Consider the following 13,533-nt stretch of genomic DNA (forward strand, 5'->3'; position numbering starts at 1 on the left):
GCCGTCCTTGCTATCGGAGCCCGCGTTACAGGGTGCAGGCTGGACATGGTTATCGTGCCATAGCCTAGGTCGTCACTCAGACAAGGAGGGGCCTTTGTTGCCCATGGAGCGCAGATAATCCTCGGCTTCTCGGACCAGCTCTTCGGCGGCCGGCTCGTCCACCTGGGCCTGGTCGACATCCATCTCCAGACGGTGGACGTAGTTGGCCAAGTCGTCGTTGCAACGCAGCAACATCCCGGCCTGGGCCTTCCACTCGGCGGCCTTGCGGGGCAGCTCCCCCTCGTCCAGGTGGACGCCAAGCATGGCCGAAAGCCTTTGCAGCAGCTGTAGTGTGCCTTGGGCGCACTCGTCACTGCCCAGGTACTGGGGCACGGAGACCCAGATGGACTCGGTGCTGTAGCCGTCCTGGGTAGCCAGGGCATCCAGGACGGTGGGGATGCCTATGGGGCCAGAGTGACCGTCTGTGTCGGTTTTGGGCTGGTCGCCAGCCAGGTCATCGATGGGCAGAGGTCTGGTGTGGGGGCAGTCGGCGAACATGGCGCCCAGTGTGATGATGGCCTCCGCCTCATCGTCTTCGGCCCAGTGGATGCTGCGCCTGCAGAAGTCGCTCCAGTGATAGTTGGGCTCCGGGCCCATCTCCAGCAGAAGCGTGTGGGTATCATCAATCTGCACCCGGTAGATCTTGGTAGAGGGCCAGATAATTCGCCGCCGACCCTGCACGTGGCAGAGCATGGGCCGTGACATCTGATAGTCGTAGAACCCATCGCCCGGAATGCTGCCGATTTCATGGGACTCATAGACGTTCAACAGGTGGCGGATGACGTTGGTCGAGGCTGAGCACGCATCGTTCCAGCCATCGAAGGCGGCCACCATGGTGCAGTGCTGCCTGGCTTCTTCACTCATACCTCTCACCCTACCGGTAGGAAGCCCTGTACTTCGCGGCTTTGCCGTCAGCGGAGGGTGGCTCTATGACGCGGCGACACGCGCTTTTTGCCAAGTGCGGAGGTCTACGCTACAGTAGTGCAACGTGCTTCGGCAGTCACCACCACGGTGAAAGTTGAATGTGCGGGCATAGCTTAGTTGGTAAAGCGCGACCTTGCCAAGGTCGAGACCGCGGGTCCGAGTCCCGTTGCCCGCTCGAGGTTTCGAGCAGTTTAACCAATACGGTGGGTTAGCCAAGCGGTTAGGCAGCGGCCTGCAAAGCCGTATAGACGAGTTCGACTCTCGTACCCACCTCTCTCTCGAAACGAGAATGACCCGGGCGGTTGGCGCAGAGGTAGCGCACTTCCCTGACACGGAAGGGGTCACTGGTTCGAATCCAGTATCGCCCACGAGGATCACTTCGGTGGTCTTTTCCAATCCGGGCGATTGGCGCAGCGGCTAGCGCACTTCGTTCACACCGAAGGGGTCGCAGGTTCGATTCCTGCATCGCCCACCTGGATTTTCTCCTTACCCCTCCCCTATCTTCCATCTACGGATAGTTCTCAGTCAGCGATTGTCATTTTGCGAACTTTCTGAATGCTCGATGATCCCTCACCAGTCATTCCCCCGGCAAAGATGCAAGTAATAAATTATTGTTACCAGGATGACTGAAGTTTGCTGTTTATGCTTAATTACAGTGGCTGTCGGCCGGTTTTCGTGGCGGATAGCGAACGGAGTGTTGAGTATGTCCGGGACCTTGTGATAATTTGCTCTTAACAGCAGGTCGGGGGACCTGTCAGAAACGGGAGTACCTGATACATCCTTGAAGAGGTGATAGCATGAAGAAAGGCCTAGGCCAATGAGGGCATGTATCTAGCCTGGCTGAATCTGCAATGCACCCCAGCTTGAGGAAACTGTGGGCTCCCTGTTTCACCTATGTAATACTTGCGTGGTTTGTATGTATGGCCACGTTCCGGTTGTCGCCAATGGCGGCGGCCGTGCTGTAAAGCTCCTCCGGCGGCACAGAAATATACCCCCCTCTCCTGCCGCCGGAGGTCTTACTTTTTAGCCCTTATTTCAGGGCCTGCAGGTACCGGTAGAGGGTGGGAATTGATATCTTGAGCTCAGGGGCTACGATGCCCACCGCGCCTTTGATGAGGAAGATGCCCCGGTCCTTGATGTTGCGAATGATCTCCAGCCTGTCCTGCTTGGTCAGCTTGTCCATAGGAATGTTGAACTGGCGGACCTCATCTCTGGTGATTCTGCGAATGTTCTCCGCGGGCTCCTCGCTCACGTGGCGGCGGGAGGTCTCAGTGGAGATCTGCACATCGTCGGAGTCGATTGAGGACAGCGTCTGCAGCACATGGGCAGCCTGCTGCAACTCGGTAATGTTGATGCTGATGCAGAGCAGACCAATGACGGTCTGATCCCGGTTGCGGACCAGGTAGGAGGAGACCCGAAACTCGTGCTTGTTCAGCCGGCGCCCTCTGTAGTCGGAGACGAAGTCGGCCCCGTCCTGGTCGGCCCGTATGGCCAGTTGTCGGGTCTGGTCTGTGACTGCGTCGCCCAGGGAGCGTCCAGAGAGCTGGCCGTTGCGGATGAAGACGATGGAATTTTCCGGGCGTGTGATGTCATGCACCGCAATCTCGGCCATGGGACCGAAGGAATCGGCTATGAATTCTGCCAGGGGAAATACCTCTTCAAGGTTGTCTACTGTGAAATGCATGGCTGATCCTCAACATCCTAACAGGGCGGCTTGTAACCACCGGTTGGTGCTGCGGGAAGCGAAAGGTATTGGATGGCGTGATATGGTCCATCACCTCCATACCAGCCAATCGGCCTCCTCTAATCCCGTATATTAGACCTTCTTTTGTGCACTTCAGTCCTCTACATACGACCTATTGAGACCGCAGGAGTGCTGAAGTGCCGAAGGAATTTTCATGGTAACGCAAGAAGGCGGCTGAATCTTGCTTTTCGCAAACCCGGCCAGTCGTAATGGACTTGATGTTGTAGCGGAGCTGCTTTACACGAATCCTGCAGGTCTGGATGAGAGCGGAAACCTGGTAATCATGGGAAACTGAGTAATTTAGAAGCTGAGGATAAGTACCGTAGCATGCCTAGGACAAGGTACAGGAACAATGTGAGCCTGATCACGTACTTTTAGGTGTCAGCTGGATCTAAAGGCGACTTTACCAAAGATGTTGAACGGGTTTATACAAAATATGCCTATATGAGTAAACAGCGGCCAAGCTGGTTAGGGGTTTCTGCCCGTGGCCGGCTCGGCCGTGTTTCCCTCCCCTTCCAGGCGGGGGTAGGGCGTTCATGCCTGCCTTGAACTTCAGCAGGCGGAAGTGTGGTGGGGGCGCGGGAGGGAGTGTCGGCTCACTTGGGGTTGAGCCTTGACTGACACCGGTCTCCCTGCCCCCTTTTGTGGGCCGGGGCGGGGGGATTGATCCGCCTCAGGCCTGTCTTACTCGTGCGAAGCGTGTGACAGCAGGCGTGTCTCCCTCCGGTGGCGTCGGGATGCCAGGACCCCGCCCATGCCGGTCATGCCGGTGGCTAGAACGAGCAGGATGCCCTCCCCGCCCGCCTTTGGGAGCACGCCTGCAGCCAGGTACGTGTATTTGAGGGAGGTGTCCGGCTGCTGGGGTCCGCCCAGCACCGTGTAGTCCACGCTGACGGTGACCGTGCCCGGCATGTGTGCAGGCGTGGTCACCGTCACGCTGCCGCCATCGCCGGGCTTCAGTCCTGATACGGGGGTCTGGTCGAATCTGACGCCCGTGATCAGCAGCTGCAGTTTGATCTCCACCGGCACTGGAACACTCCAGTTGTTGGTGGCGCCGTCGATGATATCACCGGAAGCTTTGTCGTATTGCCAGGTGTAGGCTTTGTATCCCCAGGTGTAGGCTTTCCCGTCGCTGCCCACGGCCAGCGATCGATACATTCCGGCGCTGACCTGTGCGGCTTTCAGCCCTTTGCTCGCGTCAGTGGGGCTGGCGGGGTCGTGCACATGAATAGGAACGCTCGAAGAGCCGCCGCTGTTGTTGCCGAGCCTGCCATACTTGTCTTGTCCCCAGGCATAGGCGTATCCGTCGCTGCCCACGGCCAGTGAATGCCGGCTTCCGGCATAGACCTGTGTGGCTTTCAGCCCTTTGCTCGCGTCAGTGGGGCTGCTTGGATCGCGCACGCGCACGGGAACAGACGAACCTGCAAAGTAACCTTGGCTGTTGTTGCCAAGCTGGCCATCATCATTGAGTCCCCAGGCGTAGACGTTCCCGTCGCTGCCTATGGCTAGCGTATGACCGTCTCCGGCGCTGACCTGCACGTAGGTAAAATCCGCAGGCACGTCCGGATACGTCTTGCGATCAGGCGTCCTCACCATGACCGGCTTAGTCTGGTTGTAAGTGTCTGTCCCGTCGCCGAGCTGGCCATCTTCGTTTAATCCCCAGGCGTAGGCGTTTCCGTCGTTGCCTATGGCTAGCGTATGAGCGCCTCCGGCGCTGACCTGCACGAAGGCAAAGTTCGTGGGTGTGCCTTCAGGCTTCAGCGTTCTGTGCGACTCAAGCCAAAGGCCGCCCTCCATCCCGTCGCCGAGCTCGCCATCCCAGTCCCATCCCCAGGCGTAGACGTTCCCGTCGCTGCCCACGGCCAGCGAATCATCCTCTCCGGCGCTGATCTGTACGTAGGTGAAATCCGCTGGTAGGTCCGGACAATCCACAGGCTTGGGCACCTTGCCCGGCGTATTCCGTTCGGTTCTCGTCGTGTCGCCGAGCTCGCCATACCGGTTGAATCCCCAGCCGTAGATGTTCCCGTCGCTGCCCAGGGCCAGCGAATGGGCACCTCCGGCACTGACCTGCACGTAGGTGAAATCCGCAGACACGCCGGCAGGCTTCTGCACCATGACCGGCGTAGTCCGGTCGGTGTACGTCCCGTCGCCGAGCTGGCCATGGTCGTTTTTCCCCCAGGCGTAGGCGTTCCCGTCACTGCCCAAAGCCAAGGAAAAATTGGTCAGATAGGTATCTTTCCCTTCTTTTCCTTCGCTGACCTGGCTGAACCTGATGCCTCGCCTGGGAATGTCTGGCGGGGTGATGGTGGTCTGTTGGCCTCCTGTCTGGCTGCCTTTGTCAGGGTTGATTTTCCACGTGTTGTTGGGGTCTTTGAAGGTCCATTTGGCGGTGAGGGTAAGGTTCTGGGTGACGGGTCTGCTGAAGTCGTAGGCGACCTCCCCGATGAACCATCCGTCGAACAGGTAGCCTTGGCGAGCCGGGTCGGGGGAGGGACGCTTGGCCCTGCCGTACGGGGTGGAGACGTTCTGGTCTGCGGGTTTGGGGTTTCCGCCTTCTGCATTGAAGGTAACCATGTAAGTGGGGCTTTGCACCTCCTCCCTGGTCAGGGGCTGGTCGACCGTGTAGTTGAGACTCCTGGTGAAGGGCTGGCCGTCCTGCCTGCCGGTGATGGTGATGGCGGTTTGCCCTGGCTTGTGGGTGGGAATCTCCGCCTGCCAGGCTTTGTCGTTCTTGCTGAACGTCAATGCTTGGCCGTCCATGCTGACTGATTCCAGTGCGAGCGCGGTGCTGGTGTCGAGCCTTGCTGGTTTGCCGGGCCGACCCTGCTCGTCCAGGCTCCACCTGTATATGTCGCCCGTCCTGCTGATGGCGGTGATCCTGCCGTCGGCGGCTTCGGCGGCTTGCATGTACTGCTGATTCCCATCGGTCGTACATATGGGCGCCTCGCCGGGCTTCCAGGCCCAGATGCGGCCTTTTGAGTCTATGAGAGTTGCTTGCATAACGTTACTGCTTATGGCTGTAATGGCAGAAAGTTCAGATGAAACAAGCGGCTTTGGCTGGCTTTGTTCGTTATCCAGATAGCTAATCTGACCTGTTACGTCAAGAAGTATAAAGCCATGATCCACGGATGATATCTGAACAATGCGGCTGGTGGCCTTGACGGGTTGTATCTGATTGATATCGATGGCATCCGGCTTCCAAGTCCATACCTGGCCCTTGCTATCCAAGGCGAGCAGGCGATCAGCATTGCCAACCGCCTTGACTGCTAAGGCCTGCTTGGGCAGGCTCATGGTCTTTCCTGTCAGCTTCCCCTTACTGGTCCATGCGCATATAAGGCCATCTTGATTCACTGCTAAGAGGTGGCCAGGAGTCATGGCGATGCTGGCGTAGGTCGTGGAGTCTGAGGCGAGCAAGGCTGGTGTATCCCCGCTCCCATTCCAGGTGTAGATGCGGTGGTTCCGGCTCAAGGCCGCGTAACCGTTCCTGCCAACGACTCCAGTTATGAATCGCACGTCGCCAGACGTACTTCGAGGTGATGGCACCTGAACGGGTATCTTATCGTTCGTTGTCCACGTGAACAGGCGGCCATCGCCGGTCACACCGATCAGCTTGTCGTCACGGGCTTCCAACGTGCTAAAGGAAAGGGAATCCGCATTCGGAGGTGTAACGGTGATGCTGGTGCCGCCGGAAGCCGGACCATGGTCGGGACTCAGAGTCCAATCAGTAGCCGCGGTCCACTTGGCCTTTAAGGTGATGTCTCTGGTGACCGGGGTGCGGAAATCCATGATTCCGTCATGCTCCGCCCAGCCGTCAAAACGATAGCCGTCACGCTGCGGATTGCGAATAGGCGGTGACGCCAAGGAACCATCCGGCACAGTTACGCGTTCTGCTTTGCCTCCATTGGCGGAATCAAATACCACAGTGTGGGAATCGGCAGTAGCTGACTGGGTTTTGGCATCCTCGTGAGAATTGCTCGGAGCTGATTCAGACTGAGATTGAGCAGGCGACGGTGAAACAGATGAGGTCGTCAGCGGTGACGGAGAAGGCAGACTAGTCGGTTGTAAATTGCCAAGCGAACCGTTATCTACCGGATCGGTATAGCGACCCCCCCCCCCCGTTGATATCTGAGTCGGAGGCGAAAACTGTGCCGGCAGCCATGCCGGTCAGAAGCAGGGGTATCAGCACCAATGTCGATATGAGTGACCGAAGACCAAACCTATGACTGCGAGAATCAGCAGACGTAGACGACGTAACCACTTCAACCTCCCCAAAATTCATGATGCCTCATTGACCACAGACCTTATACAGGCCTGGACTGATTCCACCCCTAAGAACCATGGGCAACATGTGAAAAAATATTATCACTTATTCTGGAGAGCGCCGAATTCTTCGGCAGTTCTTGCAGGCTCAGTTGGCCGCCACGCCGCCTACGGCGGGGAGGGCACCGACAAAGAGCATGATGGCCACGAAGACGGCAAGGACGATCCGGTAGATGACGAATCCCCGGTAGGAGAAGCGCGAGACGATCTTCAAAAAGGCGATGATGACGATGTATCCCAGCAGGAAGCTGACAACGGTGGCGCAGATGGTCGCTCCCCAGCCGGGGAAGGCAGCGTCCGCGTTGATGTTCTTCAAGGATTTGACCGTCTCGAGGATGCCGGCGCCGAAGACGGCGGGGATGGCCATAAGGAAGCTGACCCGGGTGGCGGACTCGCGGGTGTAGCCTAGTGCGCGGCCAAAGGTCATGGTGCCGCCCGAGCGGGATACGCCGGGGATCAGGGCCAGCATCTGCCCGATGCCGAAGAGCAGGGCGTCTCGGGCATTCATCTGGCGGATCTCCTTGTTCTGGCGGCCGTGGCGGTCAAAGTAGTCCAGCAGCAGACCGAAGACGATCAGCACCACCACGGTGATCCAGAGGTTGCGCAGCTTGGTCTCGATTATCTTCTGGAAGAGCAGACCCGCCACCACGATGGGCAGGGTTCCCAGAATGATGTACCAGCCCAGGGCCGCATCATGGTCCTTGGATCCCATCCGCTCGCGCCAGGAGGAGCCGTCCTTGCCGGCCAGGCAACGGAACCAATGAGTCAGTATGCGGGCAATGTCATGCCGGAAGTAGAGCAGGACCGCCAGCTCGGTGCCGAATTGGATGATGGCTGTGAAGGCTGCGCCCGGGTCCTGGCCCAGCAGACCGCCCACAATGCGGATATGGGCGCTGGATGAGACGGGGAAATACTCAGTCAGGGCCTGCACCAGGCCGAACAGAATGGCTTCGAAGAAATTCATGGACCCCTCTTGCTATGTCGGACAACAATGGCAAGCATAGCCACCGCGCAAGGCAGGAAGAACCAAGGGCCGGGCATGTCTCGCAGAATGCCCACAATGGATCTTGTCGGAATCGACGACTCGACGAATAGGGGTGTGGATCATCATGGCCAAGACCTACAGAAAATCCAGGGGCGGGGCCCCGGCGGGATTCTTCGAGTGCGAGGGGCGCGGACTTAAATGGCTGGGCGAGGCGCAGGCGCAGGGCGGTCCCCGGGTGGTGGACGTCTACGACTGGGGCCCGGACTACCTGGACATCGAGGAGGTGACATCCGCCTCCCCCACGCCAGGCGCGGCCTACCGCTTCGGTGCCCAGCTGGCACACATGCATGATGCCGGGGCCGATCACTTCGGCTCCGCGCCCGAGGGCTACACGGGCACCTGCTATTTCGGCCCCCTGCAGGATCCGCTGCCCATGGACGTGGGTGCCTGGGACGACCCAGCCACATATTGGGCCAAGGGGCGGCTTGAACCCATGGTGAGCATGGCCATGGATCGGCGAGCACTGAACCGCGAGGACATGAAGATGACCGAAGAGGTGATCCAGGCCCTGCCGGAGTTGCTGGGTGCGGCTGCCAATGATAGGCCAGCCCGGGTCCACGGGGACCTGTGGAGCGGGAACGTCATGTGGACCAGGAACGACGGGAACACCCAAGCAGTTCTGATCGATCCTGCAGCTCACGGCGGTCATCGCGAGGAGGACCTGGCCATGCTGCAGCTGTTCGGCATCCCCTATCTAGGGCAGATTCTGGATGGCTACCAGAGCGTGCATCCGCTGGCGGACGGTTACCAGAATCGGACTACACTCTGGCAGCTCTACGCCATCGCCGGTCACTGTGCCTTCTTCGGCGGCGGCTATGTGAGCGAGTACAGGTCCATGTGCCGGTCGCTGCTGGGCTGATTCAGCTGAAGATGTCCTTGAGCTTGCCGAAGATCCCCTTGCGGCCCCCGACTCCGGCAGGCTTGGCGCTCTGCGGGACCTGCTTGGCTTCGGAGTCGTGGCTGTTGGCGAAGTCCTCAATCAGGCGGCGCTGATCGTCATCCAGCTTGGTTGGAATCTGGACCAGCACGTGGACGATGATGTCGCCGCGCTCCTCACGATTGCCCAGCCTGGTGACGCCCAGACCCTTGATGGTGATCTCCTGGTCGGGCTGGCAGCCGGCGGGAATGTCCACCTGTCGCTGGCCGTCGAAGGTCTCCAGGTCAACCTGGTGGCCCAGCACGGCCCAGGTCATGGGCACGGCAATCCAGCAATGCAGGTCTTGGCCGCTGCGAGTGTAGCGCTTGTCGGGCTTGATGGTGATGTCCACGTACAGGTCACCGGCGGCACCGCCGCCCTCGCCCACCTCGCCTTGGGAGGCCAGCCGTAGCCGGGAGCCGTCAGCCACGCCTGCGGGCACGTTGACGCCCACCTCGCGCCGGGTGCGCACACGACCGTGGCCGTTGCAGACCGGGCAGGGGTGCTCGATGATGGTGCCGTGGCCCTCGCATCGCTCGCAGGGGGCCTGGCTCATCATCTGGCCCAGCAGGGTTCGCACCACCTTCTGGGCATAGCCCTTGCCGTTGCAGACCGGGCAGGTCACCGGGGAGGTCCCTTTCTGGGCACCCGAGCCGCCGCACTCCTGGCAGAGACCATAGGTACTGATGGGGGTGCGTACAACGCCGCCAAAAATGGCGGTCTTCATGTCCACGGAGACCTGGGCCAGTGCGTCCCGGCCGGGCTGTGTGCGCGGAATGGGCCCCTGGGTGGTGCCCCCGAAGCCGCCGCCGAAGAACTGGTTGAAGACGTCGCCCATGTCGAAGGGGCCGGCTCCCTGGGAGGCCTGGGGGTCGTTGGGATCCACGCCCGCGTCGTACATACGCCGCTTCTCAGGGTCGGAGAGCACCTCGTAGGCGCTGTTGACCTCTTTAAACTTGTCCTCGTATTCAGGCCCGGCGATGTCCGGGTGGTACTTGCGGCTCATCTTGCGATAGGCACGCTTGATGTCCTGATCGCTCGCGCCGCGGTCGACTCCCAAAACCTCGTAGTAATCTGCCACCGATCATCCTTTTCGTTTGATGCCCTCTCGACCCATAGTTGCATGGGCCCACGATACCTAATGACTTGTGCCGTTGCCTTGACGGTCACGGCTCCCCGTCGCCGGCTAGAAAACCGGTCAAGTAAGAGGCCACGGCACGAACCGCGCTCATGGTCGCTGGATAGTCCATATGGGTAGGCCCGATGGAGCCCACAAACGCGACCGGCTCATCGGCTTCGGAGCCGTCGGTCTGCCTGGCCCTGGCGTGCCCGTATCCACTGGTCACCACAGAGGCATGGGCCAGTTCTGGAGTCCGGGTCTCGGTGCCGATGGCCACGCTGACCCCGTTGCTCTCGCGGGAAAGCTCGCTCTGCGCCCGCATGAGCCGCATGAGCACCACCTGCTCCTCCAAGGCATCCAGCAATGAGCCCAGATCCCCCAGGGAGACGGCCTGACTGTGGGTCAGCTGGGAAGTGCCAGCCATGTAGAGGCCGCTGGTCTGCTCTCGGGTAGCCATCTCGTCGAAGACCGTGGCCACCAGGTGCAGCATGGACTTGTCGCGGCCCTCGGTAAGGGAGTCGGCAAGCATACGGCAGCGGTCGGCGGCACGGTCCAGAGGCAGATCTTGGCATTGCCGGTTGATTTGGTCGGACAGATCCGCCAGGGCGTTCGGATCCTCCTGCAGGGGCCCGTGCAGGGTGCGCTGGACCACCCGGCCGGTGTCAGTGATGACCACCATAAGTACGGTCCCCCGACTCAATCCTATAAGCTCGGCCCTGCGCAGGTTCGAGCTGGCCAGGGAGGGTGAGGCCACCACGGCGATCTGCCCGGTAATCTGGGCCAAAAGCTGGGCGGCGTGCTGCAAGGTGTCCTCGAGGTTGACCGACCCGGATAAAAAGGCGTTGATTCCCCGCCGCTGTGCGGCGGACAGGGGCACGATGGTGGCCAGCCTGTCGACGAAGTAACGGTAGCCCTTCTGGGTGGGGATGCGGCCGGCCGAGGTGTGGGGCTGGACCAGGTATCCTTCGCTCTCCAGGGCCGCCATGTCGTTGCGCACGGTGGCGGAGCTTACTCCAAGCTGATGATTTCTGGTGAGCGAACCCGACCCTACCGGCTCGCGAGAACGAATATAGTCCTCGACAACCGCGCGCAGCACCAGCATGCGTCTGGTATTAGGCAATGTCGCTCCTTCCGTCATGGCTTCATTATTAGCACTCGGGCCATGAGAGTGCCAAAACGTCGCGCGAAGAGCCGAATTGTGTCGTCTCAAACCGATACGATGGAAACGCATTGTGAAGGTAATCGAACATTTTCGACATAAGTCGAACATGGAGACCTCTAGATTGGAAGGAAAGCAGCACCATATGGCAGATTTCACATGGTCCGAGCTCGATGAGCGGGCTGTCAAGATGGCCAAGGTCCTCTCGGCCGACGCGGTCGAGAAGGCCGGAAGCGGCCACCCTGGCTCCCCTATTTCACTGGCACCCATCGCTTACGCGCTCTACCAGCACTTCATCCGTCACGACCCCAACGACCCTGACTGGGTTGGGCGTGATCGGTTCATTCTTTCCGGCGGCCACGCCTCGCTGACCCAGTACGTGCAGCTCTACTTCTCCGGGTATGGGCTGACCCTGGACGATCTGAAGCGTTTCCGCACCGCTGGCACCCGGACCCCCGGCCACCCCGAGTACGGCCTGACCCCCGGCATCGAGATGACCACCGGCCCGCTGGGCCAGGGTCTGGCCTCGGCTGTCGGATTCGCCTATGGTCAGCGCTATGAGCGTGGTCTGCTGGATCCGGACGCACCCGAGGGTCAGTCTCCCTTCGACCATAAGGTCTGGGTCATCTGCGGCGAGGGCGACGTCGAAGAGGGAGTCTCCTCCGAGGCCAGCTCCCTGGCCGGCGACCAGCGCCTGGGCAACCTGACCGTCATCTTCGATGCCAACCACATCCAGATCGAGGGCGACACCCGCATCTCCTTGGGCGAGGACATCCTCAAGCGCTACCAGGCCTACGGCTGGTACACCGACGAGTTCAGCTTCATTCAGCCCGACGGCTCCTACAAGGAGGACGTCGAGGGCCTGGCTGCCGTCCTGGAGAAGGCCGAGCAGGTCACCGACCGGCCCAAGTTCATCAAGGTGGACACCCTGATGGCCTGGCCCACCCCCGGCAAGACCAACGATCCTTCAGCCCATGGCTCAGCCCTGGGTGCCGAGGCCGTCGCCGGCTTGAAGAAGATCCTGGGCTATGACCCGGAGCAGAGCTTCCAGGTTGACGAGGAGGCCCTGGCCCACGCACGCGAGGTCGCTCAACGCGGTCTGGCCGCCCACAAAGACTGGGATGAGAAGTACCAGGCCTGGCGCAAGGCAAACCCCGACAAGGCCGCCCTCTACGACCGCATCCATGCAGGCAAGCTGCCCGAGGGCTTCGATAAGGCCCTGGACGACCTGGAGGCTGGCTTCGAGCCCGGCTCCAAGGTAGCAACCCGCAAAGCCTCCGGCGCAGTCATCAACGCCCTGGCCCCCATCATGCCCGAGCTCTGGGGTGGATCCGCCGATCTGGGCGGCTCCAACAACACCAACATCAACGGTGCAGTCTCCTTCGCTCCTGAGGCCGACGAGACCGTCCAGTGGCCTAAAGCCAGCAAATACGGCCGCCAGCTGCATTTCGGCGTACGTGAGTTCGCCATGGGTGCCATTACCAACGGCATCCTGCTGGGTTCGGACACCAGGCCCTACAACGGGACCTTCTTCCAGTTCAGCGACTATGAGCGCCCCTCGGTGCGTCTGGCTGCCCTGATGGACATCCCTAACCTGTATGTGTGGACCCACGACTCCGTGGCCTTGGGCGAGGATGGTCCCACCCACCAGCCCATTGAGCACCTGACCGCCGTGCGTGCCATCCCCCAGATGGAGGTTGTGCGCCCGGCCGATCAATACGAGACTGCTGAGGCCTACCGTGCCTTCTTCGAGAAGGACAACACCCATCCCACGGCCATGATCTTGACAAGGCAGGGCGTGCCCACTCTGGAGGAGACCAAGGCCAAGGCACGCGAAGGCGTACGCAAGGGCGCCTACGTGTTGGTTGACACCGAGGGCCAGCCCGACGTGCTGATCATGGCCACCGGCTCTGAGGTGCAGCACGCTGTTGCTGCATCCAAGACCCTGGCCGAGCAGGGCGTCAAGGCCCGCGTCATCTCCGTGCCCTCGCTGGAGTGGTTCGAGGAGCAGGACGACGAGTACAAGGAAGCTGTTCTGCCCGCCTCCGTCAAGGCCCGTGTCTCCGTTGAGGCCGGACTGGCCACGCCTTGGTACAAGTACCTGGGCAGCTATGGCAAGCCCGTCTCCATCGAGCAGTTCGGCCTGCAGGGCAGCGGCGACGAGAACATGCGCGACCTGGGCATCACCGCCGATCATGTGGTCGAAGCAGCACAGGCCTCCCTGGAGGAAGTCCGTCGGGCCCGCTGAACCTGGCATTGTAACCAA

Annotated in this window: 8 protein-coding genes and 4 tRNA genes; 6 read left to right on the forward strand and 6 right to left on the reverse strand. The window is 60.7% G+C overall.

What is annotated here, in order from left to right; all coding sequences use genetic code 11:
• Nucleotides 1-72 precede the first annotated feature (72 nt).
• Nucleotides 73-903: a PAC2 family protein gene (locus CI603_RS05775; protein WP_024628113.1), complete on the reverse strand. Its 831-nt coding sequence runs from the start codon at nt 901-903 to the stop codon at nt 73-75.
• A gap of 162 nt (nt 904-1,065) precedes the next feature.
• Between CI603_RS05775 and CI603_RS05780 the strand changes: the two genes are divergently transcribed.
• The 4 genes from CI603_RS05780 to CI603_RS05795 all read left to right on the forward strand — a co-directional run bounded on the left by CI603_RS05780 (nt 1,066) and on the right by CI603_RS05795 (nt 1,435).
• A tRNA-Gly gene (locus tag CI603_RS05780) sits at nt 1,066-1,138 on the forward strand.
• Nucleotides 1,139-1,165: 27 nt separating this feature from the next.
• Nucleotides 1,166-1,236, forward strand: a tRNA-Cys gene (locus CI603_RS05785).
• Between the two features lie 23 nt (nt 1,237-1,259).
• Nucleotides 1,260-1,331 (forward strand) — tRNA-Val (locus tag CI603_RS05790).
• 31 nt (nt 1,332-1,362) lie between these two features.
• Nucleotides 1,363-1,435 (forward strand) — tRNA-Val (locus CI603_RS05795).
• Nucleotides 1,436-1,993: 558 nt separating this feature from the next.
• Here the strand turns inward: CI603_RS05795 and CI603_RS05800 are convergent.
• From CI603_RS05800 to uppP, 3 genes are all read right to left on the reverse strand, one after another.
• Complete coding sequence (locus tag CI603_RS05800) at nt 1,994-2,647, reverse strand: transcriptional regulator (protein ID WP_121913395.1); 654 nt, start codon at nt 2,645-2,647, stop codon at nt 1,994-1,996.
• A gap of 744 nt (nt 2,648-3,391) precedes the next feature.
• Nucleotides 3,392-6,583 carry an InlB B-repeat-containing protein gene (locus CI603_RS05805; RefSeq protein WP_259465494.1) on the reverse strand — a complete coding sequence of 1,064 codons (3,192 nt, stop codon included), beginning with the start codon at nt 6,581-6,583 and terminating at the stop codon, nt 3,392-3,394.
• A 532-nt stretch (nt 6,584-7,115) separates the two neighbouring features.
• Nucleotides 7,116-7,991, reverse strand: coding sequence for an undecaprenyl-diphosphatase UppP (gene uppP, locus CI603_RS05810; RefSeq protein ID WP_121913397.1), 876 nt, complete (start codon nt 7,989-7,991; stop codon nt 7,116-7,118).
• A 145-nt stretch (nt 7,992-8,136) separates the two neighbouring features.
• Between uppP and CI603_RS05815 the strand changes: the two genes are divergently transcribed.
• A complete protein-coding gene (locus CI603_RS05815) occupies nt 8,137-8,931 on the forward strand; it encodes a fructosamine kinase family protein (RefSeq protein ID WP_121913469.1) in 795 nt (264 codons plus the stop codon).
• A gap of 1 nt (nt 8,932) precedes the next feature.
• On the opposite strand, the gene dnaJ is transcribed toward CI603_RS05815, so the two are convergent.
• Together dnaJ and hrcA are read right to left on the reverse strand one after the other, a co-directional pair.
• Entirely contained in the window at nt 8,933-10,069 is a 1,137-nt protein-coding gene (gene dnaJ, locus CI603_RS05820; RefSeq protein ID WP_110412921.1) for a molecular chaperone DnaJ, read from the reverse strand.
• An 85-nt stretch (nt 10,070-10,154) separates the two neighbouring features.
• Complete coding sequence (gene hrcA, locus CI603_RS05825; protein WP_121913398.1) at nt 10,155-11,228, reverse strand: heat-inducible transcriptional repressor HrcA; 1,074 nt, start codon at nt 11,226-11,228, stop codon at nt 10,155-10,157.
• A 184-nt stretch (nt 11,229-11,412) separates the two neighbouring features.
• Between hrcA and tkt the strand changes: the two genes are divergently transcribed.
• Nucleotides 11,413-13,515 (forward strand): transketolase, encoded by a 2,103-nt coding sequence (gene tkt / locus CI603_RS05830; RefSeq protein ID WP_121913399.1) that lies wholly within the window; start codon nt 11,413-11,415, stop codon nt 13,513-13,515.
• Nucleotides 13,516-13,533 lie beyond the last annotated feature (18 nt).

Origin of the sequence: Bifidobacterium sp. wkB338, from assembly GCF_003688325.1 — a bacterium.
Classification (GTDB): domain Bacteria; phylum Actinomycetota; class Actinomycetes; order Actinomycetales; family Bifidobacteriaceae; genus Bombiscardovia; species Bombiscardovia polysaccharolytica.

Coding starts and splice junctions, on each gene's coding strand:
- CI603_RS05775 (WP_024628113.1), bottom strand. CDS start 903: ATGAGTGAAGAAGCCAGGCAGCACTGCACCATGGTGGCCGCCTTCGAT.
- CI603_RS05800 (WP_121913395.1), bottom strand. CDS start 2,647: ATGCATTTCACAGTAGACAACCTTGAAGAGGTATTTCCCCTGGCAGAA.
- uppP (WP_121913397.1), bottom strand. CDS start 7,991: ATGAATTTCTTCGAAGCCATTCTGTTCGGCCTGGTGCAGGCCCTGACT.
- CI603_RS05815 (WP_121913469.1), top strand. CDS start 8,137: ATGGCCAAGACCTACAGAAAATCCAGGGGCGGGGCCCCGGCGGGATTC.
- tkt (WP_121913399.1), top strand. CDS start 11,413: ATGGCAGATTTCACATGGTCCGAGCTCGATGAGCGGGCTGTCAAGATG.